Origin of the sequence: Cupriavidus sp. 30B13, from assembly GCF_049059565.2 — a bacterium.
In the GTDB taxonomy this organism is placed as follows: Bacteria; Pseudomonadota; Gammaproteobacteria; order Burkholderiales; family Burkholderiaceae; genus Cupriavidus.
Genome location: NZ_CP188223.1, coordinates 3,949,265 through 3,973,796 on the forward strand (window position 1 = coordinate 3,949,265; position 24,532 = coordinate 3,973,796).

Annotated in this window: 19 protein-coding genes, 6 tRNA genes and 3 rRNA genes; 7 read left to right on the top strand and 21 right to left on the bottom strand. The window is 64.0% G+C overall.

The window, feature by feature from the left end:
• Positions 1 to 378: 378 nt before the first annotated feature.
• The 16 genes from rplL to ACKI2N_RS18285 form a co-directional block, all read right to left on the bottom strand.
• Positions 379 to 753, bottom strand: coding sequence for a 50S ribosomal protein L7/L12 (rplL, locus tag ACKI2N_RS18210; protein WP_420994498.1), 375 nt, complete (start codon positions 751 to 753; stop codon positions 379 to 381).
• A gap of 70 nt (positions 754 to 823) precedes the next feature.
• Complete coding sequence (gene rplJ / locus ACKI2N_RS18215; protein WP_029044255.1) at positions 824 to 1,351, bottom strand: 50S ribosomal protein L10; 528 nt, start codon at positions 1,349 to 1,351, stop codon at positions 824 to 826.
• Between the two features lie 428 nt (positions 1,352 to 1,779).
• Positions 1,780 to 2,475 carry a 50S ribosomal protein L1 gene (gene rplA, locus ACKI2N_RS18220; protein ID WP_420994499.1) on the bottom strand — a complete coding sequence of 232 codons (696 nt, stop codon included), beginning with the start codon at positions 2,473 to 2,475 and terminating at the stop codon, positions 1,780 to 1,782.
• Complete coding sequence (gene rplK / locus ACKI2N_RS18225; RefSeq protein WP_006162338.1) at positions 2,476 to 2,907, bottom strand: 50S ribosomal protein L11; 432 nt, start codon at positions 2,905 to 2,907, stop codon at positions 2,476 to 2,478.
• 163 nt (positions 2,908 to 3,070) lie between these two features.
• Positions 3,071 to 3,652, bottom strand: coding sequence for a transcription termination/antitermination protein NusG (gene nusG, locus ACKI2N_RS18230; protein WP_420994500.1), 582 nt, complete (start codon positions 3,650 to 3,652; stop codon positions 3,071 to 3,073).
• A 10-nt stretch (positions 3,653 to 3,662) separates the two neighbouring features.
• Positions 3,663 to 4,043 (bottom strand): preprotein translocase subunit SecE, encoded by a 381-nt coding sequence (gene secE, locus ACKI2N_RS18235; RefSeq protein WP_420994501.1) that lies wholly within the window; start codon positions 4,041 to 4,043, stop codon positions 3,663 to 3,665.
• A 59-nt stretch (positions 4,044 to 4,102) separates the two neighbouring features.
• Positions 4,103 to 4,178: transfer RNA gene (locus ACKI2N_RS18240), tRNA-Trp, on the bottom strand.
• A gap of 84 nt (positions 4,179 to 4,262) precedes the next feature.
• The gene (tuf, locus tag ACKI2N_RS18245; protein ID WP_420994488.1) at positions 4,263 to 5,453 is read right to left on the bottom strand and encodes an elongation factor Tu; all 1,191 of its coding nucleotides are present in this window, start codon (positions 5,451 to 5,453) and stop codon (positions 4,263 to 4,265) included.
• Positions 5,454 to 5,496: 43 nt separating this feature from the next.
• Positions 5,497 to 5,571 (bottom strand) — tRNA-Thr (locus ACKI2N_RS18250).
• Positions 5,572 to 5,612: 41 nt separating this feature from the next.
• Positions 5,613 to 5,686 (bottom strand) — tRNA-Gly (locus ACKI2N_RS18255).
• Between the two features lie 59 nt (positions 5,687 to 5,745).
• Positions 5,746 to 5,831: transfer RNA gene (locus ACKI2N_RS18260), tRNA-Tyr, on the bottom strand.
• A 322-nt stretch (positions 5,832 to 6,153) separates the two neighbouring features.
• Positions 6,154 to 6,266: ribosomal RNA gene (gene rrf / locus ACKI2N_RS18265) — 5S ribosomal RNA — on the bottom strand.
• A 133-nt stretch (positions 6,267 to 6,399) separates the two neighbouring features.
• A 23S ribosomal RNA gene (locus ACKI2N_RS18270) occupies positions 6,400 to 9,278 on the bottom strand.
• Positions 9,279 to 9,561: 283 nt separating this feature from the next.
• Positions 9,562 to 9,637, bottom strand: a tRNA-Ala gene (locus ACKI2N_RS18275).
• A 7-nt stretch (positions 9,638 to 9,644) separates the two neighbouring features.
• Positions 9,645 to 9,721 (bottom strand) — tRNA-Ile (locus tag ACKI2N_RS18280).
• Between the two features lie 61 nt (positions 9,722 to 9,782).
• Positions 9,783 to 11,314: ribosomal RNA gene (locus ACKI2N_RS18285) — 16S ribosomal RNA — on the bottom strand.
• The 16S, 23S and 5S rRNA genes sit together here with 5 tRNA genes alongside, the layout of an rRNA operon.
• A 600-nt stretch (positions 11,315 to 11,914) precedes the next feature.
• Here ACKI2N_RS18285 and ACKI2N_RS18290 point away from each other — a divergent pair.
• Positions 11,915 to 12,310 carry a DUF488 domain-containing protein gene (locus ACKI2N_RS18290; protein WP_420996017.1) on the top strand — a complete coding sequence of 132 codons (396 nt, stop codon included), beginning with the start codon at positions 11,915 to 11,917 and terminating at the stop codon, positions 12,308 to 12,310.
• Between the two features lie 27 nt (positions 12,311 to 12,337).
• On the opposite strand, the gene ACKI2N_RS18295 is transcribed toward ACKI2N_RS18290, so the two are convergent.
• Both ACKI2N_RS18295 and ACKI2N_RS18300 read right to left on the bottom strand, forming a co-directional pair.
• Positions 12,338 to 12,508, bottom strand: a complete 171-nt coding sequence (locus tag ACKI2N_RS18295; protein ID WP_420996149.1) for a hypothetical protein — start codon at positions 12,506 to 12,508, stop codon at positions 12,338 to 12,340.
• Between the two features lie 219 nt (positions 12,509 to 12,727).
• Positions 12,728 to 13,513, bottom strand: a complete 786-nt coding sequence (locus ACKI2N_RS18300; protein WP_420996143.1) for a GntR family transcriptional regulator — start codon at positions 13,511 to 13,513, stop codon at positions 12,728 to 12,730.
• Between the two features lie 285 nt (positions 13,514 to 13,798).
• Between ACKI2N_RS18300 and ACKI2N_RS18305 the strand changes: the two genes are divergently transcribed.
• From ACKI2N_RS18305 to ACKI2N_RS18315, 3 genes are all read left to right on the top strand, one after another.
• Positions 13,799 to 15,046 carry a nucleoside recognition domain-containing protein gene (locus tag ACKI2N_RS18305; protein ID WP_420996018.1) on the top strand — a complete coding sequence of 416 codons (1,248 nt, stop codon included), beginning with the start codon at positions 13,799 to 13,801 and terminating at the stop codon, positions 15,044 to 15,046.
• A 475-nt stretch (positions 15,047 to 15,521) separates the two neighbouring features.
• A complete protein-coding gene (locus ACKI2N_RS18310) occupies positions 15,522 to 17,672 on the top strand; it encodes an FUSC family protein (RefSeq protein ID WP_420996019.1) in 2,151 nt (716 codons plus the stop codon).
• Between the two features lie 102 nt (positions 17,673 to 17,774).
• Complete coding sequence (locus ACKI2N_RS18315) at positions 17,775 to 18,053, top strand: DUF1488 domain-containing protein (protein WP_420996020.1); 279 nt, start codon at positions 17,775 to 17,777, stop codon at positions 18,051 to 18,053.
• 40 nt (positions 18,054 to 18,093) lie between these two features.
• Here ACKI2N_RS18315 and ACKI2N_RS18320 read toward each other — a convergent pair whose 3' ends face one another.
• Entirely contained in the window at positions 18,094 to 18,564 is a 471-nt protein-coding gene (locus ACKI2N_RS18320) for a universal stress protein (protein ID WP_420996021.1), read from the bottom strand.
• Between the two features lie 242 nt (positions 18,565 to 18,806).
• Here ACKI2N_RS18320 and ACKI2N_RS18325 point away from each other — a divergent pair, with 242 nt between their 5' ends.
• The 3 genes from ACKI2N_RS18325 to ACKI2N_RS18335 all read left to right on the top strand — a co-directional run bounded on the left by ACKI2N_RS18325 (position 18,807) and on the right by ACKI2N_RS18335 (position 22,029).
• Entirely contained in the window at positions 18,807 to 20,375 is a 1,569-nt protein-coding gene (locus ACKI2N_RS18325) for a tetratricopeptide repeat protein (RefSeq protein WP_420996022.1), read from the top strand.
• A gap of 133 nt (positions 20,376 to 20,508) precedes the next feature.
• Positions 20,509 to 21,303, top strand: coding sequence for a DUF1835 domain-containing protein (locus ACKI2N_RS18330; RefSeq protein ID WP_420996023.1), 795 nt, complete (start codon positions 20,509 to 20,511; stop codon positions 21,301 to 21,303).
• Positions 21,304 to 21,411: 108 nt separating this feature from the next.
• A complete protein-coding gene (locus ACKI2N_RS18335) occupies positions 21,412 to 22,029 on the top strand; it encodes a TetR/AcrR family transcriptional regulator (protein ID WP_420996024.1) in 618 nt (205 codons plus the stop codon).
• A gap of 55 nt (positions 22,030 to 22,084) precedes the next feature.
• Here ACKI2N_RS18335 and kefC read toward each other — a convergent pair whose 3' ends face one another.
• Positions 22,085 to 23,908, bottom strand: a complete 1,824-nt coding sequence (kefC, locus tag ACKI2N_RS18340) for a glutathione-regulated potassium-efflux system protein KefC (RefSeq protein WP_420996025.1) — start codon at positions 23,906 to 23,908, stop codon at positions 22,085 to 22,087.
• Between the two features lie 11 nt (positions 23,909 to 23,919).
• Positions 23,920 to 24,474 (bottom strand): NAD(P)H-dependent oxidoreductase, encoded by a 555-nt coding sequence (locus ACKI2N_RS18345; protein ID WP_426990111.1) that lies wholly within the window; start codon positions 24,472 to 24,474, stop codon positions 23,920 to 23,922.
• Positions 24,475 to 24,532: the final 58 nt, after the last annotated feature.

Below are 24,532 nucleotides of genomic sequence, written 5' to 3' on the forward strand. Positions count from 1 at the left end.
AGCGACTGGGAGGGGATTTGGCGGTTGGCCGCTACCAACCTCTGGCTGACGGTGCCCGCACGCTGCGAGCCGGCAGCTACGACGCGATGCGCCATGCCGGCTCGGGGGACACCCGACCAAACTTGTCTTCTGCAGTCGGTTCAGAAGACAAACATCAGCAACCACCTAGTGTGCCACTGATGTTTGGCCTCTGCTGAAGCTTAGGAAGTTACCTAGCCTTCAAGCATCGCTTGCGCCACATTACGGCGACTTGTTCCCGCTGTTCCGCGCTCCAGGTGTCGCATAAAACACACTTCGCAGAAGCGCAAAAAGGCTGGCGCCGGGAAACTCCCTTTGCCAGCCCCATCCGCGTGCCGCGAAATGGCACGCGAGCACAGCTTACTTGACTTCGACCTTTGCGCCGGCGTCTTCCAGCTTCTTCTTGGCTTCGGCTGCGGCAGCCTTGTCCACGCCTTCCTTGACGGGCTTCGGTGCGCCATCGACCAGGTCCTTGGCTTCCTTCAGGCCCAGGCCGGTGATTTCGCGCACGGCCTTGATCACGCCGACCTTGTTGGCGCCGACTTCGGCCAGGATCACGTTGAACTCGGTCTGCTCTTCGGCAGCGGCGGCACCGCCAGCGCCCGGGGCAGCAGCCACGGCCATTGCAGCGGCGGACACGCCAAACTTTTCTTCGAACGCCTTGACCAGGTCGTTCAGTTCCATCACGGACATCGCGCCTACGGCTTCGAGGATGTCGTCTTTGCTGATTGCCATTTGTTACTCCTGCTAGATTTGATTCGGTATCGGTAATGCGATCTTTTGAGCCGAGCTGCGGGCTTGCGCCTTAAGCAGCTGCGCCTTCGCTCTCGGCGGGGGCGGCTTCGCCCTCGCCCTTCTTGGCGGCCAGTGCAGCCAGCAGACGGGCGAAGCCCGACACCGGTGCCTGCATCACGCCAAGCAGCTGAGCAATCAGTTCGTCACGGCTCGGGATCGAGGCCAGTGCCTTGACGGCAGCAGCATCGAGCACGTTGCCGTCGTACGACGCTGCACGCAGAACCAGCTTGTCGTTGGTCTTGGCAAAGTCGTTCAGAACCTTGGCCGACGACACTGCATCTTCGGAAATACCGTAGATCAGCGGGCCGGTCATTTGCTCTGCGAGGCCTGCAAACGGCGTGCCTTCCACGGCACGGCGGGCCAGCGTGTTCTTCAGAACGCGCAGGTACACGCCTTGCTCGCGGGCCTTGGCGCGCAGCTTGGTCAGATCGCCAACCGCAATGCCGCGATATTCGGCCACGACGATGGTCTGGGCTTTGGCGACTTGCGCCGAAACCTCAGCAACGACGGCCTTCTTATCTTCAATATTGAGTGGCACGGTTAAGCTCCAAAACGATGCTTGTCCCCCGGATCGTCCGGGGCACGCACATCAGTCCAAACGAACGGCGTCCGATTGGCCCGAATCACCCGGGTCGTTGCCCGGATTCATCAATCCCTCGGGTGCGCCATCTGCGCTGGTGGGGCGGGAGGCGCCGCTGCCGGAGCAAAGCCCGGCCGCGCACGTTCCACCCGATTAAGGCGAGCCAGCCAGACTTCGGCCACGCCCGCCACCAGCGGTCTTTGATAACCAGCGGTGCCTGCCTGCTCGCGCCGGCGGGCACCACTGCCCAAAGCCTTGCTCCTGCCCGGTTGCCGCGCCTGCTCAGGCGCCGCTCCGGGCGGGAGACGACCCCGGCCTGGGCCGGGATCTTCGATTCTTTACCGCGGGCGACGTTATCGGGTCCGCCCGGGTATCCGCCGCCGGCCTCAGGCCGACAGCGAACCTTGTTCCACGCGCACGCCGACGCCCATGGTGGACGACACGGCGATCTTGCGCAGGTACACGCCCTTGCTCGTGGCCGGCTTCGACTTCACCAGCGCTTCGATCAGCGCGTTCAGGTTGCGCTTCAGGTCGGCGTCCTGGAACGAACGGCGGCCGATGGTGGCGTGGATGATACCGGCCTTGTCGACGCGGTACTGCACCTGACCGGCCTTGGCGTTCTTCACGGCCTGGGCCACGTCGGGGGTAACCGTGCCGACCTTCGGGTTCGGCATCAGGCCGCGCGGGCCCAGGATCTGGCCCAGCGTACCGACGACACGCATCGTGTCCGGCGAGGCGATCACCACGTCGAAGTTCAGGTTACCGGCCTTGACTTGCTCGGCCAGGTCTTCCATGCCGACGATATCGGCACCGGCTGCCTTGGCAGCTTCGGCCTTTTCGCCTTGCGCGAACACAGCCACGCGCACCGACTTGCCGGTACCGGCAGGCAGCACCACGGAACCGCGGACCACCTGGTCCGACTTCTTCGCATCGATGCCGAGCTGCACGGCTACGTCGATCGATTCGTCGAACTTGGCCGATGCGCAATCCTTCACCAGGCCCAGGGCCTCGTCGATCGGATAGAACTTGGTGCGCTCGATCTTCGCCTTGTTGGCGGCTGCGCGCTTCGAAAGCTTAGCCATTTACAGACCCTCCACGGTGATGCCCATCGAACGCGCCGAGCCAGCGATGGTACGCACGGCGGCGTCCAGGTCGGCGGCGGTCAGGTCAGCGTTCTTTGCCTTGGCGATTTCTTCAGCCTGGGCGCGGGTGATCTTGCCGACCTTGTCGGTGTGCGGCTTGGCCGAACCCTTGGTCAGGCCGGCGGCCTTCTTGATCAGCACGGTCGCCGGGGGCGACTTCATCACGAACGTGAAGCTCTTGTCGGCGAAGGCGGTAATCACCACCGGCACCGGCAGGCCGGGTTCCATGCCTTGGGTCTGCGCGTTGAACGCCTTGCAGAACTCCATGATGTTCAGACCGCGCTGACCCAGTGCCGGGCCCACGGGCGGGGAGGGATTTGCCTTACCAGCCGGAATCTGCAGCTTGATAAAGCCAATGATCTTCTTGGCCATCTCTACTCCAATCCGGATCCTTCGCTTATGGAAAGGATCCTGTTGAGTCGTAACGCGCTATCGCCGTGCCGCCGGCACGACCTCACGCTCCTCTTTGGGCATGTCTTTCGACCCGCCCTCTTCGTCCGCCGCCAGCCTTGCGGGCAGGCAGCGGGCAAAATCCTCAGACCTTCTCGACCTGGCCGAACTCGAGCTCGACCGGGGTGGCGCGACCGAAGATGGTGACCGAGACGCGCAGGCGCGATTTCTCGTAGTTCACTTCCTCGACGTTGCCGTTGAAGTCGGTGAACGGGCCGTCCTTGACGCGCACCATTTCGCCCACTTCGAACAGCGTCTTGGGACGCGGCTTCTCGACCCCTTCCTGCATCTGGGTCATGATCTTGTCGACTTCCCGCTGGGAAATCGGGCTCGGGCGGTTGCGCGCGCCGCCCACGAAGCCGGTGACCTTGCTGGTGTTCTTCACCAGGTGCCAGGTCTCGTCGGTCATTTCCATCTCGACCAGCACGTAGCCGGGGAAGAAACGGCGCTCGGTGACCGACTTCTGGCCGCCCTTGATCTCGATCACTTCTTCCGACGGCACCAGGATGCGGCCGAACTTGTCCTGCATTTCCGCGCGTTCGATGCGCTCCTGCAGCGCGCGCTGCACACTCTTTTCCATGCCGGAATAAGCGTGCACCACGTACCAGCGCTTCTTCGACGAAGGCGATTCCGCTGCGGGGACTTCCTGTTGTGCGTTATCCGTCATGTCCTATCCTTCATTTCCAGCCAAGCACGAGCGAAAAGATGACCCACTCGATGAGCTTGTCCGCAGACCACAGGAACACGGCCATGATCACGACGAAGACAAACACCAAGCCCGTCATCTGACCGGCTTCCTTGCGGGTGGGCCAGACGACCTTGCGGACTTCGCGATAGGATTCCTTGGCGAATCCGATGAAGTCCTTGCCCGGCGCCGAGACCAGCGCGACGACCACGCCCAGTACGATGCCACCGAACAGCGCGGCGCCGCGCACATAGGAGGGTTGCTGTGCCAGGGCATAGAAACCGATGACGCCGGCAACCACCAGTAGCACCGCTACGCCCAGCAACCACTTGCCGCTGGAGGCGTTAACGGTTTCGACGTTGGGATTGGCCATGTTTCGCAAACGAGACTAAGCCGCGTCACGATACTGTATCGCGACGCGGCTGATTGAATTGGCAGGGGCAGAGGGAATCGAACCCCCAACCTTCGGTTTTGGAGACCGACGCTCTGCCAGTTGAGCTATACCCCTAAAACAACTGTGGGGTCGGCGCTGACGCCAACCCCTCTGGCAACGGATACGGCCGGTTGGTGCCGTATCCGCTGATCGACCTTATCAGTCGAGGATCTTAGCCACGACGCCGGCGCCGACGGTACGGCCGCCTTCACGGATGGCGAAGCGCAGGCCTTCTTCCATGGCGATCGGGGCGATCAGCTTGACGGTGATCGACACGTTGTCGCCGGGCATGACCATTTCCTTGTCCTTCGGCAGCTCGATCGAGCCGGTCACGTCGGTCGTGCGGAAATAGAACTGCGGACGGTAGTTGTTGAAGAACGGCGTGTGACGGCCGCCTTCGTCCTTCGACAAGATGTAGACCTCGCCGGTGAAGTGCGTGTGCGGCTTGATCGAACCCGGCTTGCACAGCACCTGGCCGCGCTCGACGTCTTCGCGCTTCGTGCCGCGCAGCAGCAGGCCCACGTTGTCGCCAGCCTGGCCCTGGTCCAGCAGCTTGCGGAACATTTCCACGCCGGTGCAGGTGGTCTTGACCGTCGGCTTGATACCGACGATTTCGATTTCTTCGCCGACCTTGATGATGCCGCGTTCGATACGGCCGGTCACCACGGTGCCGCGGCCCGAGATCGAGAACACGTCTTCCACCGGCATCAGGAAGGTACCGTCAACGGCACGTTCCGGCGTCGGGATGTAGGTGTCCAGCGCGTCGGCCAGGCTCAGGATCGCCACTTCGCCCAGTTCGCCCTTGTCGCCTTCGAGTGCCAGCTTGGCCGAGCCCTTGATGATCGGGGTGTCGTCGCCGGGGAACTCGTACTTCGAGAGCAGTTCGCGCACTTCCATTTCGACCAGCTCGAGCAGCTCGGCGTCGTCGACCATGTCGCACTTGTTCAGGAACACGATGATGTAAGGCACGCCGACCTGGCGGGCCAGCAGGATGTGCTCGCGGGTCTGGGGCATGGGGCCGTCGGCGGCCGAGCACACCAGGATCGCGCCGTCCATCTGCGCGGCGCCGGTGATCATGTTCTTCACATAGTCGGCGTGGCCCGGGCAGTCAACGTGCGCGTAGTGGCGGTTGGCCGTTTCGTATTCGACGTGGGCGGTATTGATGGTGATACCGCGTGCCTTTTCTTCCGGCGCTGCGTCGATTTCGTCGTACTTCTTGGCCGAACCGCCAAACTTTGCTGCCAGCACCGTGGCGATCGCTGCCGTCAGCGTGGTCTTGCCATGGTCAACGTGACCGATCGTACCAACGTTCACGTGCGGCTTGGTCCGCTCGAACTTTTCCTTTGCCATTTCGCGACTCCTGTGTCGGCTGCGATATTGCCAGTGCGGTATTTGGTGCCCATGGGCAGGATCGAACTGCCGACCTCTCCCTTACCAAGGGAGTGCTCTACCACTGAGCCACATGGGCGAAACTTGACTACTGCTTTCTTGACTGCAACCCGGGCAATCTGGAGCGGGTGAAGGGAATCGAACCCTCGTCGTAAGCTTGGAAGGCTTCTGCTCTACCATTGAGCTACACCCGCCGGGTTACCACGCTTTCTGCTTCACCGACTACCGCCGGGTTACTGGTCTTGCTTAATTCTGGTGGAGAGGGCTGGATTCGAACCAGCGTAGGCGTAAGCCAACAGATTTACAGTCTGCCCCCTTTAGCCACTCGGGCACCTCTCCGCAGAGAACTTGTGATTATGGTGTAACTCATCAGGCCTGTCAAGCTTTTTCCATGCTATGCAAAGCGTGGAGACAGTGACGAGTTCAAGGCACGGCGCCATCCAGGCCGCCTGGCCGTACCACAACCACCAGCGCGCTCAAAAGAACACGCTCTCACCTTATAGGGTCGAGCCGGCAGCCCGGAAATGGCTTCCGGCCAGCGTTTCCGGGCGCTTCGTGCCAAGCCGCAAGGGACTTCACCCGGCCTCGGCGGGCAACAGCTAGCGCGCGCCATAAAAAGCAAAACCCCCCAGTAGGAGGTACTGAGGGGTTTCAAGGGAGAGCCTGGCGATTACCTACTTTCACACGGGTATCCGCACTATCATCGGCGCGGAGTCGTTTCACGGTCCTGTTCGGGATGGGAAGGGGTGGTTCCAACTCGCTATGGTCACCAGGCATAAACGGTGTGCCGTGCTGGCGAACTGGCCAACACAGCAAATAGGGATGTAGTCAGGTTGTGTCTTGTATCGGCCAAGCTGCTGGGCAGCGGCACGCGATACACTCAACCAGGCAGAAACACACTGGTTATAGGATCAAGCCTTACGGGCAATTAGTACTGGTTAGCTTAACGCATTACTGCGCTTCCACACCCAGCCTATCAACGTCCTGGTCTCGAACGACCCTTCAAGGAGGTCAAGCCTCCAGGGAATCCTCATCTTCAGGCGAGTTTCCCGCTTAGATGCTTTCAGCGGTTATCTCTTCCGTACATAGCTACCCTGCGATGCCTCTGGCGAGACAACAGGTACACCAGCGGTACGTCCACTCCGGTCCTCTCGTACTAGGAGCAGCCCCCGTCAAGATTCCAACGCCCACGGCAGATAGGGACCAAACTGTCTCACGACGTTTTAAACCCAGCTCACGTACCTCTTTAAATGGCGAACAGCCATACCCTTGGGACCGGCTACAGCCCCAGGATGAGATGAGCCGACATCGAGGTGCCAAACACCGCCGTCGATATGAACTCTTGGGCGGTATCAGCCTGTTATCCCCAGAGTACCTTTTATCCGTTGAGCGATGGCCCTTCCATTCAGAACCACCGGATCACTATGTCCTGCTTTCGCACCTGCTCGACTTGTCGGTCTCGCAGTTAAGCACGCTTTTGCCATTGCACTTTAGGTACGATGTCCGACCGTACCAAGCGTACCTTCGAACTCCTCCGTTACACTTTGGGAGGAGACCGCCCCAGTCAAACTGCCTACCATGCACTGTCCCCGACCCGGATTCACGGGCCAAGGTTAGAACCTCAAACAAACCAGGGTGGTATTTCAAGGACGGCTCCACGCAGACTAGCGTCCACGCTTCAAAGCCTCCCACCTATCCTACACAGATCGGTTCAAAGTCCAATGCAAAGCTACAGTAAAGGTTCATGGGGTCTTTCCGTCTAGCCGCGGGGAGATTGCATCATCACAAACACTTCAACTTCGCTGAGTCTCGGGAGGAGACAGTGTGGCCATCGTTACGCCATTCGTGCAGGTCGGAACTTACCCGACAAGGAATTTCGCTACCTTAGGACCGTTATAGTTACGGCCGCCGTTTACCGGGACTTCAATCAAGAGCTTGCACCCCATCATTTAATCTTCCGGCACCGGGCAGGCGTCACACCCTATACGTCCACTTTCGTGTTTGCAGAGTGCTGTGTTTTTATTAAACAGTCGCAGCCACCATTTTATTGCAACCCCTTCACCCTCCTGGCGCAGGCCAGTCAAGCTACAAGGGCGTACCTTATCCCGAAGTTACGGTACCAATTTGCCGAGTTCCTTCTCCCGAGTTCTCTCAAGCGCCTTAGAATACTCATCTCGCCCACCTGTGTCGGTTTGCGGTACGGTCTCGTATGACTGAAGCTTAGAGGCTTTTCTTGGAACCACTTCCAATTGCTTCGCAGCACTAGGCCGCTCGCCCCGCATCCTTGAATTCCGCGCCCGGATTTGCCTAAGCGCCTTCTCCAATGCAGGGACCGGGACTTCCAACACCCGGACAACCTTCCGCGATCCGTCCCCCCATCGCATCATACGACGGTGCAGGAATATTAACCTGCTTCCCATCAGCTACGCATCTCTGCCTCGCCTTAGGGGCCGACTCACCCTACGCCGATGAACGTTGCGTAGGAAACCTTGGGCTTACGGCGAGGGGGCTTTTCACCCCCTTTATCGCTACTCATGTCAGCATTCGCACTTCTGATACCTCCAGCATCCTTTACAAGACACCTTCACAGGCTTACAGAACGCTCTCCTACCACGCACTTGCGTGCGTCCGCAGCTTCGGTGACTGGCTTAGCCCCGTTACATCTTCCGCGCAGGACGACTCGATCAGTGAGCTATTACGCTTTCTTTAAAGGGTGGCTGCTTCTAAGCCAACCTCCTGACTGTTTTAGCCTTCCCACTTCGTTTCCCACTTAGCCAATCTTAGGGACCTTAGCTGGCGGTCTGGGTTGTTTCCCTCTTGACACCGGACGTTAGCACCCGATGTCTGTCTCCCGTGATTGCACTCTTCGGTATTCGGAGTTTGCTATGGCGGGGTAATCAGCAATAGACCCCCCAACCATGACAGTGCTCTACCCCCGAAGGTGAGACACGAGGCACTACCTAAATAGTTTTCGGAGAGAACCAGCTATTTCCAGACTTGTTTAGCCTTTCACCCCTATCCACAGCTCATCCCCTAACTTTTCAACGTTAGTGGGTTCGGTCCTCCAGTACGTGTTACCGCACCTTCAACCTGGCCATGGATAGATCGTCTGGTTTCGGGTCTACACCCAGCGACTGAACGCCCTGTTCGGACTCGCTTTCGCTACGCCTTCCCTAATCGGTTAAGCTTGCCACTGAATGTAAGTCGCTGACCCATTATACAAAAGGTACGCCGTCACCCGTTTCCAGGCTCCGACTGTTTGTATGCATGCGGTTTCAGGATCTATTTCACTCCCCTCCCGGGGTTCTTTTCGCCTTTCCCTCACGGTACTGGTTCACTATCGGTCGATCACGAGTATTTAGCCTTGGAGGATGGTCCCCCCATCTTCAGACAGGATTTCACGTGTCCCGCCCTACTTGTCGTACACCTAGTTCCACAACGCTGTTTTCGCATACAGGGCTATCACCTGCTATGGCCGGCCTTTCCAGACCGTTCTGCTAACAACACTGCTAAAGAGTACAAGGCTCTTCCCATTTCGTTCGCCACTACTTTGGGAATCTCGGTTGATTTCTGTTCCTGCAGCTACTTAGATGTTTCAGTTCGCCGCGTTCGCTTCCCTGACCTATGTATTCAGTCAGGGATGACCCATGCGGGCCGGGTTTCCCCATTCGGACATCTCCGGATCAAAGCTTGTTTGCCAGCTCCCCGAAGCTTTTCGCAGGCTACCGCGTCCTTCATCGCCTGTGATCGCCAAGGCATCCACCACATGCACTTGTTCGCTTGACCCTATAACGAGTGTGTCTCAAACTTCGAGCCACGCATCGCTACAGGATGAGTTCTCGCATTTGTGCCGTATTCCAAGTCATCTTTCGATCACTTAAATACATTTCGGTTGATACAATCACAACCCGGTATCGTGTTGTACTGCAGCGTCTCATCAACGCTCACGACACCTTTACTACATCCCATATTGTTAAAGAACAGCCGATGTTTCCATCGTCTTGGCAAAGCCAAAGGCAAACGCTTTTCTCTCAAAGCGCTTGCCTTTGGACTGACCAACCCAAGGTAGTGGTGGAGGATGACGGGATCGAACCGACGACCCCCTGCTTGCAAAGCAGGTGCTCTCCCAGCTGAGCTAATCCCCCGATAACTTGGTGGGTCTGGTAGGACTTGAACCTACGACCCCCGCCTTATCAAGACGGTGCTCTAACCACCTGAGCTACAGACCCTTGGCTGTAACACCAAACAAACCGATAAGTGTGAACGCTCAACAACTTCTGCACGCTCTAGAAAGGAGGTGATCCAGCCGCACCTTCCGATACGGCTACCTTGTTACGACTTCACCCCAGTCATGAACCCTGCCGTGGTAATCGCCCTCCTTGCGGTTAGGCTAACTACTTCTGGCAAAACCCACTCCCATGGTGTGACGGGCGGTGTGTACAAGACCCGGGAACGTATTCACCGCGGCATGCTGATCCGCGATTACTAGCGATTCCAGCTTCACGTAGTCGAGTTGCAGACTACGATCCGGACTACGATGCGTTTTCTGGGATTAGCTCCCCCTCGCGGGTTGGCAACCCTCTGTACGCACCATTGTATGACGTGTGAAGCCCTACCCATAAGGGCCATGAGGACTTGACGTCATCCCCACCTTCCTCCGGTTTGTCACCGGCAGTCTCTCTAGAGTGCCCTTTCGTAGCAACTAGAGACAAGGGTTGCGCTCGTTGCGGGACTTAACCCAACATCTCACGACACGAGCTGACGACAGCCATGCAGCACCTGTGTCCACTTTCTCTTTCGAGCACCTAATGCATCTCTGCTTCGTTAGTGGCATGTCAAGGGTAGGTAAGGTTTTTCGCGTTGCATCGAATTAATCCACATCATCCACCGCTTGTGCGGGTCCCCGTCAATTCCTTTGAGTTTTAATCTTGCGACCGTACTCCCCAGGCGGTCAACTTCACGCGTTAGCTACGTTACTGAAGAAATGAATCCCCAACAACTAGTTGACATCGTTTAGGGCGTGGACTACCAGGGTATCTAATCCTGTTTGCTCCCCACGCTTTCGTGCATGAGCGTCAGTGACGTCCCAGGGGGCTGCCTTCGCCATCGGTATTCCTCCACATCTCTACGCATTTCACTGCTACACGTGGAATTCTACCCCCCTCTGACATACTCTAGCCTTGCAGTCACAAGCGCCATTCCCAAGTTGAGCTCGGGGATTTCACGCCTGTCTTACAAAACCGCCTGCGCACGCTTTACGCCCAGTAATTCCGATTAACGCTCGCACCCTACGTATTACCGCGGCTGCTGGCACGTAGTTAGCCGGTGCTTATTCTTCCGGTACCGTCATCCCCCCGAGGTATTAACCCAGAGGATTTCTTTCCGGACAAAAGTGCTTTACAACCCGAAGGCCTTCTTCACACACGCGGCATTGCTGGATCAGGGTTGCCCCCATTGTCCAAAATTCCCCACTGCTGCCTCCCGTAGGAGTCTGGGCCGTGTCTCAGTCCCAGTGTGGCTGATCGTCCTCTCAGACCAGCTACTGATCGTCGCCTTGGTGAGCCTTTACCTCACCAACTAGCTAATCAGACATCGGCCGCTCCTATCGCGCGAGGCCTTGCGGTCCCCCGCTTTCACCCTCAGGTCGTATGCGGTATTAGCTAATCTTTCGACTAGTTATCCCCCACGACAGGGCACGTTCCGATGTATTACTCACCCGTTCGCCACTCGCCACCAGGATTGCTCCCGTGCTGCCGTTCGACTTGCATGTGTAAGGCATGCCGCCAGCGTTCAATCTGAGCCAGGATCAAACTCTTCAGTTCAATACCTGTGTGACCCAAAAGGGTCTCGCTCTTTCGAGCGGTCGCTCACTCTCAGAAAACTGACTCGATCCCTCCGAAGAAGAACCGAACATGTTTTACTGTGCGAGCACTTTATAACTTGTAAGCTCCGGCGCTGTTACGCACCGGGCATCCGCTATCAAGCGCCCACACTTATCGGTTGTTTGTTTGTTAAAGAACGCACCGCGGTTCGCTTCGCTTACCGCGTCGCTGCTTCGTTGTCAGCAGCAGAGAAACGAGATTATGAAGAACTTTCTACGTTTCGTCAACAGGTTTCGCAATCTTTTTTTGCTCCAGCCAGCCGCGCCTTCCGCGCCGCCAACCTCCCCCATCAACCCCGCAACCCTTGTCCCGTCTGCTTTGCAGCGCGCTTCGTGTTGCGAGGGAGCGAATATTAAGGCCACCCAAACACCTTGGCAAGCGTTTTCTGAAATGAATTTTCAGAAGCCCTAAAAGAGACCAAAGCACCACAAAAATGCCATGGCACGACGATACTGCGAATCAGATCCTTCTCACTCTCCTGAGCGCCGGGATGCCACATACTTTGCATTCCATTACTTCTATATAGAAGGAGACGTGGCCATGACGATCCGCATCGTGAGGCTGGGCTCGGCGCGCGCCGCCGACGAAGGGTTGCGCATCGGTACCGTGCGGCGGCCGCCGCGGGGCGTCCCCAAGGCGGAGTTCGCGTCGCGCAACTACTACGATGTCTGGTACCCGGAGCTCTCGCCGTCGCCGGACCTGGTTGCCCAGGCGCTGGCGATACACGAGAAGGACAACGACAAGGCGTGGCGCGAGTTCGAACGGCACTTCCGCGCGAAAATGGCGCGCCCCGAAGCCAGCCGCACGCTGGACTTGCTGGCCGCCCTGTCGAAGCAGACCAATTTTTCCCTGGGCTGCTATTGCGAGCAGGAGCGTCGCTGCCACCGCTCTATCCTGCGGTCGCTGCTTGAAAAGAGGGGAGCCGCGATGGCCTGACCGCCTCCGGAGAACGGAAGACTCGCGTCAGACCGTCTTCTGCGTGCCGGCGCAGGAGCGGCGAAACAGCGTGCGCAGCGCGCTCCACTGGATAGGCAGCAGCGGCGTGCTGTGCCGCACGGCATCGCGCCGGGCATAGTGGGCCAGCAGTTGCTGACCGACCGACTGCCGGAAATAAGAAGGCGTCGGGTAGTCCATGGTCATTCCCTATTGTGGTTCATCGGAAACGATAGTATACCGAATTTTGGTGCATCGCGTCATAACAGGGCGCACGCACGCATCGCAATGGTGCATTTCTGTTGCGGAAATGCCCAATAAAATCAAGGGCCGGGACGTTGTTCACGTCCCGACCCTTGATCATGCTGTTTTCGGCACATCGTATACCGATGCCGCACAGGTACCGCCTGCGCCGCGCTTCTAGCCTGCGCTCGCCGCCGTGCGGCCGCCCCGCTTGACCGGGCTGCCTGCGCGTGCTTCCTCGCCGCCATTTGGCGTGCCCGCCTCGGTGCCCGCCAGTTCTTCCGCGGCCTTGGCCGCGCTATAGACATGACGGGTGGCCAGCAGCGCAGCAAGATCGGCGTCGCCGGCAATGACCGCCTGCAGGATCTGCGCGTGCTCCTCCCAGTTCTGCCGCGCGCGCGGCACGTTGGCCGGCGCGAAGAGCAAGCCCGTACGCTCGCGCAGCGTGCGCACCATATCCTGCAGCACGCTGTTGGCGGCGATATTGCCCAGCACCTCGTGGAAGTGGGAATTCAGTTCGACAAAGCGCTCCGACCTGCCGCTGGCGGCCGCCTCGGTCCCCTGGCGCAGCACGTCATTGAGTTCGGCGAGCAGCCGGGGGTCGCGCCGCTGCGCGGCCAGCTTGGCGTTGAGCCCTTCCAGCGTGGCCCGCACCTCGACCATCTCCTTGGCAATATTGGGCGACAGCGTCGCTACCGATGCCCCGCGCCGCGGCTCGATGCGCACCAGGCCTTCGGCAGCCAGCGCGCGCAGGGCTTCGCGCACGGGGATGCGCGATACGCCAAGCTCGGTGGAAAGCTTGTTCTCCACCAGGCGGTCGCCCTGGTTGTACTCGCCGGCCAGGATGCGCTGCCGCAAGGTGTCGGTCACGAGCGCAAACAAAGGGGAATGCTGGGCACCAAGGCTGGTGCCGGCGGAATCCGATGCGGCGTGAGCGTGTTCGGTACCAGGGGCGTCGGACATAGATTCTGACTTCGGTCGGCAGGACACCGTCACCGGGCAAGCCGCGCAAGCGAGCCGTCGCGGACGGTAGTCAAAGGGATCGGGGGCCGCCAGGCTTTCCGTGGAGCGCAAGGCCATGGCAGCGATATTGTTCGCATTGTATACCGGCGCTGCGCCATTTTTGCGCGCCGCCATGTACCGGCCTTGCGCACGGTCAAGGGGGCCGCCAGCATGCCCTGTGGTCCGGGCGCCCCATGCGGCACGCTATGATGCGTGAGCCCGAAGCTCTCCAAACCCGACGCACCGATGGCACTGAATATCGTCTGGCTGTCTTTTTTCCTGCTGGCCTTCATCGTCGCCTGCATTCGCCTGGTGCTCGGCGATACCGCGGTGTTCCCCGCCATGCTGGCCAGCCTCTTCGACAGCGCGCGTACCGCGTTCGAGATTTCCCTGGGATTGGCCGGCGTGATGAGCCTGTGGCTGGGCATCATGCGCATCGGCGAGCGCGCCGGCGTGGTGGATGTCTTTGCGCGCGCCGTCAGCCCACTGCTGCGCCATTTTTTTCCGGGCGTGCCGCAGGGCCATCCGGCCCAGGGCGCCATGATGATGAATGTCTCGGCGAACATGCTAGGCCTCGACAACGCAGCCACCCCGCTCGGCCTGAATGCCATGCGGGAATTGCAGACGCTGAATGCGCACCCCGATACGGCCAGCGATGCGCAGATCATGTTCATCGTGCTGAACACGGCCGGGCTGACCTTGATTCCCACCTCGGTGATCGCCATGCGGCAGGCCATCGCCGTCAAGCAGGGCCTGGCGGGCTTCAATGCGGCCGACATCTTCCTGCCCACCCTGCTGGCCACCTTCGTCTCTTGCATGGCGGGCCTGCTCGCCGTGGCCTGGGCGCAGCGGCTCAGCCTGCTCAAGCCAGCCGTGCTGGGTACCTTCGGCGTGCTGGCCGCCGCGGTCGGCGGCCTTTTCGTGTGGCTGCGCCACGCGCCGCCGGAGCAGGTCAGCTCGCTCACCGCGCTGGTCGGCAGCGGCTCTATCCTCACATTGATCGTGGTCTTCCTGGCGTGCGGCGCCCTGCGTGGCGTCAATGTCTACGATGCGTTCGTCGACGGCGCCAAGGAGGGCTTCGGCGTGGCCGTGCAGATCATTCCCTATCTGGTCGCGATCCTGGTGGCAATCGGCCTGTTCCGCGTGACCGGATGCATGGACGTGCTGATGCGGGGACTTGCCGCCGGCTTTGCCTGGCTTGGGCTGGACACGGCATTCGTGCCCGCGCTGCCGGTCGGCCTGATGAAGATCCTCTCGGGCGCGGGCGCGCGCGGGCTGATGATCGATGTGATGAATACCTATGGCGTCGCCTCGTTCCAGGGCAAGCTGGCCGCGATCATCCAGGGATCGACCGAAACCACCTTCTATGTGCTTGCCGTCTATTTCGGCAGCGTCAACGTCCGCAACACGCGGCACGCGCTCGCCTGCGCCTTGTTCGCCGACCTCGCCGGGCTGTGTGCGGCGGTAGCCATTGCCTACGTCTTCTTCACCTGAATGCCGTGGGCACGATCACCGGCCGGCGCCCGAATGCCAAGCAAGGGAACCTAAAAAAACCGGCCCCGCCCGAAAAGCGCAAATTTCGTTGCTCAAAAGCAACATGTTTGTGAAGTAATACACGCTTGGACAACACGGCGCTTGGTGCGTCGCAACAAACCGTATATAGTGGAGTCTGTCTCCTCCACCACCTCGGTGGATTCCAACCCGCGCATGAACTGCGCGGGTTTTTTTTGCCCGAAATTCGGCCCTGCCCCCGGCATTTCTCTTTGAAACGTCGAGTGTTGGCAACGAAAGCGCCGCTCTGCCCCACTTGGGCGCGGACCTCCCATATTCCGCACCGCCGCAAGGCAGTACCGCACCGGAGCAGTGCAAAACAGCGGAAACGACGCCATATGTTGCATCGCAACATGCCGTGACTTAGAGTCAATCCATCCTTTTGTATCGGCGGCGCCCCCGCCTCGCTTTCGTCGACATGTTCTCCACGCCGCACCTGCCCCGGCCCGACGCCCCGATGCTGCAAAGGGGGCTGGTCTACGCCTGTGCGTTCCTGATCCTGGCCGGCACGGGCTGGCTGACGGACCAGCCGGGATACCTGTGGGCCGCCACGGCTTCGCTCTGGACCTGCCTGGCGGACCGGACCGGCACCGCCAGCGACCGGATCTCGGCGCTCGGTTCGGTCGGCGTGGGCGGCACGGCGGCGTGCGCGCTGGGCGCGGCGGTGGCCGGCTCTCCATGGGCGGCGCTCGCCGTGGTCGCCGCAGCCGGGCTGGCGGTGGGCCTGGCGGAAACCCGCGGGCCGGTGCCGGCGCTCTCCGCCAAGCTGCTTTACGTGATCCTGATCGCCGCCTGCCTGCTGCCGGCCGGAGATACCGGGCTGGCGGCGCACGTGTTCGAACGCAGCCAGGAGTTCCTGCTCGGCGGCATATTCGCCTGCCTGATGTGCCTGGTGCTGGTCCCTTCCGAGCCCGACCGGCGTCCGCGCGCCGAAGTCATGGCGGTCTTCGACGCCCTGCTGCGCTTTGCCACCGAGCTTGCCGGCCCCGGCCCGGTAGGCGATGCGGCCGCCTGCAAGCGCGACATACGGGAGCGGATCGAGGCGGCGCATCTTGCCATCGGCGCGCGCCGCAGCCTGCGCGACCCGCTGGCGCGGATGCGCTATGCCTACGTCGTCAGCCTGGCCGATGCCATCTTCGCGCTGCTGATCGTCGCTGCCGAACTGCGCGGCCGCATGGACACCACCGCCGCGGATCCCGCCGCCAGGGGCAGCGCCACCACGCTGCCGCTGCAACACCTGCAGCGCTGCGTCGCCGATATGCGCCTGCAAGTGGAGGAAGCCCTGGCCCGGACCGCGCCGGACCTGCTTTCGCTGTGCGCCGCGCTGGCCCACGAACTGCGGCGCCTGCACGCGCCGCTGGTCAATGCCGCCGCGCCGGCGCTGTATCAGTCGGCGCTGGCCGCCCTGTCCCGCTATCCGGCCTTCGCCGCCTGGCACGGCGCGCACCGCCGGCCGCGCCGCGCCTTCCGGCAACGCTGGCAGCGCTGGCGCGCCACTCTGTCCGAACACACGGCACGCGACGCCCGCGTGGCGCGCCACGCCGTGCGGCTGGCGCTGGCCGGCAGCCTGAGCCTGCTGCCCGCGCAACTGCTGCGCGTGGATCATGGCTACTGGGTGGCCGTCACCGTCATCATGGTGCTGAGTCCGCAACTGCAGACCACGCGCCGGATTTCGTTCCTGCGCTTCGCCGGCTCGCTGGCAGGCGCGCTGATGGCCTGCGCGATCGGCCTGGCCCACCCGGCCCCCCTGCTGGCGCTGGCGATCAGCGCGGCGTGCCTGGCCGCCGCCTACGTATTCCGGCTCGCCGGCAGCCCGGCGCTGTTCGCCTTCTTCCTGACGCCGGCCGTGATCCTGTTCTCGTGGGTGGGAGCGCCGGCGGCGGACAGCAGCCATTTCGCCGCCTTGCGCGGCATCGACACCGCGCTCGGCTGCCTGATCGCGCTGGCCAGCTACTACGTGCTGGCGCCGCGCGCCGAACTGTCGCGGGTGCACCGGCACAGCATCGAGACACTCGCCGCCAATGCCGTGTATCTGCGCGCGGCCTTTGCCGGCGCCGGCGCGTTCACGACGTCGCCCACGCGCTCGCCGGCCCCCACGCCCGCCCGCCTGGAGTCCCTGCGCATCGCCGCGGGCCGGACTTCGGCGCGGGCCGAACTCACGCTGCAACAGGCGCAAGCGGAACTCGGCCCCGAACTGGCGACCGCCTATGCCGGGCTTCACCTGAGCGCGCGGCGCATGGCCGCGCTGGCCGGCGTGGTGCGTGCCGGGCTGGAAGCGGAAGCCGGCGCCGGCGCGCCGCTGCCCGGCACGCAGGGCGCGCTGCAGATGCTGGCGGGGCGGCTGTCGGCGCTGGCGGCGCATCCTGGCGAAAACGCGCCGGCACGGACGGCCGCGGCGAATTCGGCCGGGGGCGCGGCGGCCGCGCCCCCGCTGGACCGCTTCCTGCTCGAGCAAGCCGCCTTTGCCGCCGCCCAGGCAGACGCGGCCGATGCGGCGGTCGCCGCCATCGGCCGGCTGGCGGCTGGACACGCCGCGGCAGGCGGGCGGCGGGTGCCCCATCCCGGTTGACGGCCGTCAAGCACGCCGCATCGGGCGGCGCGAGGCGGCATCGCTGCGCGCCGCGATCTCCTAGAATGGTGGCATCCCTCAGCGACCGGTGTGAGGCGCGCCATGCCCGAGATCTCATTTCCCCGCAGCGTTCCCGCCTATTGCGCGGCCAGCCTTACCCTGTCGTGCCCCGCCACGGTGAACGGCAAGCCGACGCTCTACTCGATCACGGCCGAAGCGCTCGAGACGCACTTCGGCGCCCGCTCGCCGCGCGAAGAGGACCTGGTCCGGGCCTTCACCAGCAACCGCCAGCGCATCGAGCACATCGCCCAAGGCCTGTTCGAACTGACCCAGGCCAAGGAAATCGTGCTGCGCAGCGGCCATATCCGCTTCGCGGGATAACGCGGGCCAAGCCGAGCGGGCGCGCCCCCGCGCGCTGCCGCTAGCCTTCCGCCGCCTGGCCGCGGACCAGCAGGACCGGCACGCTGGCCTGGCGGATCACCGACTCCGCCACGCTTCCCAGCACCAGCCTGCGCACCCCGCGCCGGCCGTGGGTACCGATCACGATCACGTCCGCGCCCCATGCGGCCGCGGCTTCGTTGATGGACGCCGCGATATCGCCGACAGTGGTGGGCTCATTCACCAGCCTCGCCTCGTACTTCACTTTCTCTGCCTCGAGCCGCCTGGCGGCCGCCGCGAGCGCGCGTTCGCCGCTCTCGGTCAGCGCCTGCTGGATCGGCGTCGGATCATAGTAGGCGGCATCGAACAGCATCTGGCTGTTGTCCACGACGTACAGGGCAAGCACCTGCGCCTCGCCGCCCACGGCCAGGCGGATCGCTTCGGTCAGCGCCAGGTCCGAGGTGGCACTGCCGTCCACCGCTACCACGATCTTCTTGTATGCCGCATTCGTCATTGCAGTTAGCTCCATGGGAAATCGCAGGAAGTGATGCCGGCGCCAGTGCGCCGGCCGCTATCGATAGTACTCGCCTCGCACGGCACTTGCCGGCGAGGCCCGCGCCGCGGCCAGCGGCGTCGCCGTCTGCACCCGTAGGCGCCCGGAGTTCGGCGAATCGCCGGTTTTGCCCCGCGGGCGCCGCCCCCGTCAGGAAGCGCGCATTGCATAATTGCCCCCTTGCTCGGCCACAGCGTTTGCCAATGGATCAGACTCAAGTCATCAACCAAGCCCGCCAGCGCCTCGCCAGCGGGGATTTCGCCGGCGCCCGCGCGGGGCTGGAAGCCCTGCTGGCGCAGGAACCCGGCCACGGCGGCGCCCTCGAGCTGCTGGGGCTGGCCGCGGGCAACCAGGGCGATTTCCGGACCGCGGCGGCCCATCTCGAAAGTGCCGCGCGGGCGGGCGCGGGGTCGCCCGAGCTGCACTACAACCTGGCGGTGGCGCGCCAGAAGCTGGGCGAGCACGAGGCGGCCATCGCCGCCTTCTCGCAGGCGGTGGCATTGCGGCCTTACTTTTTCGAGGCGCATCACGACCTGGGCCTGTCCCACGCGGCAGCGGGCGACGCGGCGGCGGCCGTGGCGGCCTTCGACGCAGCGCTGAGGCTGCGCCCGAACAGTTTCGAGGCGCTCTACAACAAGGGCAAGGCGCTGGGCGAGCTGGAACGCTTCGCCGACGAGATCGACTGCTACCAGCGCGCCATCGCGTTGCGGCCGAATTTCTCCGGCGGCTACGTCAACCTGGGCGTGGCGTTGCGCGACCTGCATCGCTTCGACGAGGCCATGCGCCAGTTCAAGAAGGCCGTCACGCTGGACGCCAACGATGCGCTGGCGCGCTGCAACCGCGCCCAGACCAACCTGCTGATGGGCGTCTTCGACCACGGCTGGCGCGAGTACGAATGGCGCTGGCTGGACGGCAGCCCCGTGCACCGGCTGCCCGGCAAGCCCTGGCTGGGCGAAGGCAGCCTGGCCGGCAAGGCCATCGTGCTGCACAACGAGCAGGGCTTCGGCGACACCATCCAGTTCATCCGCTACGTACCGGCCGTGGCGGCCCTCGGTGCGCGCGTGATCCTGCAGGTGCAGCCGGCGCTGGTGCCGCTGCTGCAAGGTCTGCCCGGCGTTGCCGAGCTGGTTGCCGAAGGCGACCCGCTGCCGGCGTTCGACTGCCATTGTCCGCTGATGAGCCTGCCGCTCGCCTTCCGCACCAGCCTGGCGACCATTCCGCCGGCGCCCCGCCTGCGCGCGGACCCCGAGCGCAGCGCCGCCTGGCGCGCGCGGCTGGAGTCCGCCCTCGCCACCGGCCGCCGGCCGCGCATCGGCGTGGTCTGGTCGGGCAGCACCTGGCACCCCAACGACCGCCACCGCTCGCTGAAGCTGGAACAGTTGCGGCCCGTGCTTGCCGCCGATGCCAGCTTCATCTGCCTGCAGAAAGAGGTGCGCGCGGCGGACCGCGCCACGCTCGAAGACCTGCCGCAACTGCTGGACGTATCGGACGAGCTCGCCAGCTTCGCCGACACCGCCGCCCTCATCGACAACCTCGACCTCGTCATCAGCGTCGATACCGCCGTCGCCCATCTGGCCGGCGCGCTCGGCAAGCCGGTCTGGCTGCTGCTGCCGTTCTCGCCCGACTGGCGCTGGCTGCTGGAGCGCACCGACTCGCCGTGGTACCCGGGCATGCGCCTGTTCCGCCAGCCCGCGCTGCGCGACTGGGACGGCGCGCTGGCCGAACTCCGCGCGGCGCTCGCGGCCATGCTGCGAGACGCGCCGCGCGGCTAGGCGCGGTGCCGGCAAGGCGTGCCGGCGCGAGCGCGCGGTGGCGAACCAAGGCGGCCGCCACACCGCGCCGGCGTGGCCGGCGGTGTGATTAAAATGGAAGCAGCCGCGCCGCGCATCCATATACAATCACGCCATGCAATATATTCATGTCGTCAACGGTGACGTAGCGGGCAACACGCTGCGGCAAGCCCTCGCCCAGGCCGCCCGGCCCGACCCGGTGGTCGTGCTGCGCGACGACCTTGCCGTCGGCCCGATCGCCGACGTCGACGGCAGCGGCCTCATCCGCTCGGGCTTCTGGCAGCGCGTGGCACCGCGCAGCGACATCGACTTCGCCGCCGAGATGCAGCAGGCGCTCGATCAATTGCATGCCCTGCGCAAGGAAGAAACCGAGATCGCCATCTGGCATGGCCAGAGCGCGTCCGACCAGTTGATGCTGCGCCGGGTGGTATTCCATCTCTACCAGTCGCCACAGCGCATCAACGAGGTGGCGATGGACCTGCGCGAGCTCGAAACGCCCGCGCGCGGCAACCTGGCCGCCATCGGCATGTATCCCGCGGCCCGCCTGGCGCGGCGCTTTTCCACCATTGCGCCGGTCTCGGTGCTGCGCCTGGGCCGGCTCGGCTACGAGTGGCAGCAGAACGTCAAGGAAAACGCCGACGTGCGCCTGTGGAAGGGCAACACGCTGGTGCCGGCCGCGTATCACACGGTGGACGACGTGATCCTGGAGCGCGCCCCGCTGGAATGGGCGCCGGCCGAGCAGGTGGTGGGAGCGGTGATGGGCGCGATCGAAGGCCTGCTGGCCAGCGACTGGTTCGTGTTCTGGCGCTGCCGCGAGCTGATCGGCGCCGGGCAGCTGGTGCTGCGCGGCAATGCCGACTCGCTGCAAACCTGCGAGCTGCGCCGCAATCTGTCCGCCGGCGGCGAATAAGCCGAGGCGCCCGCACAAGGCACGACCGGCCCGTTCAGCTCCGTTCCAGCCCATTCAGCCCGACCAACCCGACAGGCCCAAAACAAGCGGTTATAAGCGGACGTTTACATGGCCCGTACCAAGGCACCCGATTTCGAGGCGCAGCGCGAGCAGATCCTGGACCTGGCAGCCACCGCGTTCGCCGCCAGCAGCTATCCCAGCACCTCCATGGCCGACCTGGCCGCCGCCTGCGGCACCTCCAAGGCGCGCCTCTATCACTACTACGAGAGCAAGGAAGCGATCCTGTTCGACCTGCTCGACCGCTACACGCGCCGGCTGATGCTGATCGTGACCGAGGTGGAAGCCGAGGCCGAACGCCGCGGGCGCAGCGAGCAGGAGACCTTCGCCAACCTGATCCGCGCTTTCCTGGCCGAGTACGAAACCTCGCAAACCCGCCACGTCGCGCTCATCAACGACGTCAAGTTCCTCGCCGACGAGCAGCGCGACCAGATCCTCAAGCGCGAGCGCGACGTGGTGGCCGCGTTCTCGCGCCAGTTGCGCCGCGCCTATCCGGAGCGCGTCACCCGCGACAACCAGGCGGCGCTGACCATGACGGTGTTCGGCATGATCAACTGGACCTTCACCTGGCTCAAGCCGGGCGGCAAGCTGTCCTATGCCGACTTCGCCGAGATGGTGATCGACCTGCTCGCGGGCGGCCTGCCGGACGCGCCGCGCGGCGCCGCCTAGAACGCCGCCCGGCACGCCAGCCGGCGCGCCGCACGACGCCACCCCGCGGCGCGCGTCAGGACCAGTCCTCCTCCTCCCGGCGCCGGCGCTGGTCGCGGTCCTGGCGGAACATTTCCTCGAGCTCGTCGCGCGCCTGGCGCGCCAGCGAGACCAGCTTCTTCTGGTCCGTGTAGTGCGGGTAGAAGCGTTCGATGGCGGCGATGTTGTGGCGGCGAAAGCGAAGCGCCACCGAGCGCGCCTCGACCGGGTCGTAGCCCAGCCCTTCCAGCACGCCGCGGCCCAGCCGCAGCGATCCTTCGAAGACCTCGCGCTCGAACAGTTCCACGCCGCGGTCCTTGAGCTGGTAGACGTGCGAGACGTGGCGCGCGCGCGCATAGATGCGCAGGTGCGGGAAGCGCTTGCGCACACTGTCGATCAGCGCCAGGCTGTCCTCCATCCCGTCGATGGCCACCACCAGGATGCGCGCGCGCTCGGCGCCGGCCGATTCCAGCAGGTCCATGCGCGTGGCATCGCCGTAGAACACCTTGAAATCGTAGCGGCGCAGGAATTCGATCTGGTCGGGATCGTGGTCCAGCACGGTCACCCCGATGCCCTGCGCGTAGAGCAGGCGGCCGATGATCTGGCCGAAGCGGCCGAAGCCGGCGATCAGCACCGGGTTGTCCTGCGGCGCGATCACGTCGTCCGGGCGCCGCGCCAGCTTCGCCAGCCGCGGCGCCACCAGCCGGTCGTAGGCCAGCAGCAGCAGCGGCGTGGCCACCATCGACAGCGCCACCACCAGCACCAGCAGCGCCTCGGTGCGCGGCGGCAGCAGGCCGGCGCCGCCGGCCACGCCGAACACCACGAAGGCGAACTCGCCGCCCTGCGAGACCAGCAGCGCGAACAGCAGCCGCTGGCCGTGCGCGATGCCGAAGCGCGGCGCCAGCAAGGCCAGCACCGCGGTCTTGAGCAGCACCAGCCCGGCCACCAGCGCCGCCACCGTGCCCGGCGCCTGCATCAGCACGCCGAAGTCGATCGACATGCCGACCGCCATGAAGAACAGCCCCAGCAGCAGGCCCTTGAACGGCTCCAGGTCGGCCTCGAGCGCGTGCCGGTACTCCGAGTCCGCCAGCAGCACGCCGGCGAGGAAGGTGCCCAGCGCCATCGACAGGCCCACCGCGTCCATCATCAGCGCGATGCCCACCACCAGCAGCAGCGCGAAGGCGGTGAACATCTCGCGCATGTCGGTGCGCGCGATGAAGTTCAGCGCCGGGCGCACCAGGTAGCGCCCGCCTGCCACCACCGCGCCGATCACGCCGACCGCCTTGGCCGCGCCGAGCCAGCCCGCCGCGCCGGACGCCGCGGCCGCGCCGGCCTGCGCGCCGCCGGCCGCGAGCAGCGGCAGCAACGCGATCATCGGGATCGCGGCAATGTCCTGGAACAGCAGGATGCCGAAGCCGGCGGCGCCAGCCGGCGTGCCGAACAGGTTGCGCTCGGTCAGCGTGGCCAGCGCGATGGCGGTGGACGACAGCGCCAGCCCGAGCCCCGCCACCAGCGCCACCTGCCACGGCGCGCCCACCAGCGTGGCGGCGCCGCCGATCAGCACGGCGCAGGCCGCCATCTGGGCGCCGCCGTAGCCGAAGATCACGCGGCGCAGCTCCCACAGCTTCTTGGGCTCCAGCTCGAGGCCAATCACGAACATCATCAGCACCACGCCGAACTCGGAGAAATGCAGGATGGAGTCGACGTTGGTGACCAGGCGCAGCGCCCAGGGGCCGATCGCCACCCCGGCCAGCAGGTAGCCCAGCACCGCGCCCAGCCCGAAGCGGCGCGCCAGCGGCACCGCCACCACCGCCGCGACCAGGAAAACCACCAGGGCCACCAGGAAATCGTGTTGTTCCATGGCGCGCCCCTTCAGTCCGTCGCGACGCCGGCGGCGCCGAGCACGCCGGACACGCGGGCGATATGGCCGGCCAGCGCGTCCTTGTCCACCTGATTGGCGTCATGCAGCACCAGCGGCGCCAGCCAGTTCATGCCGCACAGCACGGCGGTCTGCGCCAGCGGCAGCATGTATTCGTCGATGCCGTGGCCGTGCGTGCCGTCGGGCCCGTAGGAATCGGCATGGCCGCCGGTGCTGGCGGCCACCAGCATGGACTTGCCGCGCAGCGCGGTGCCGCCCGGGCCATAGGCCCAGCCGCTCTCCAGCACTTCATCCATCCACAGCTTGAGCAGCGCCGGCACGCTGTACCACTGCACCGGGAATTGCAGCACCAGCGTGGCGGCGCGCGCCAGCGCGCGCTGCTCCTCGACCACGTCGATGTCGTAGTCGGTGTAGCGGGCATAGAGATCGTGCACGGTGACCGCGGGCAGCGCCCGCAGGGCGGAGGCCAGCGGCTGGTTGACGCGCGACAGGCGCGGCCTGGGATGGGCATAGATGACGAGGATCGGAGGCTCTGCCTTGGGGTCCACGAAATGTCCTGGAAAGCGTGCGGCGCCCGCCGGAACGACGGCATCGCAACAGGTAAGA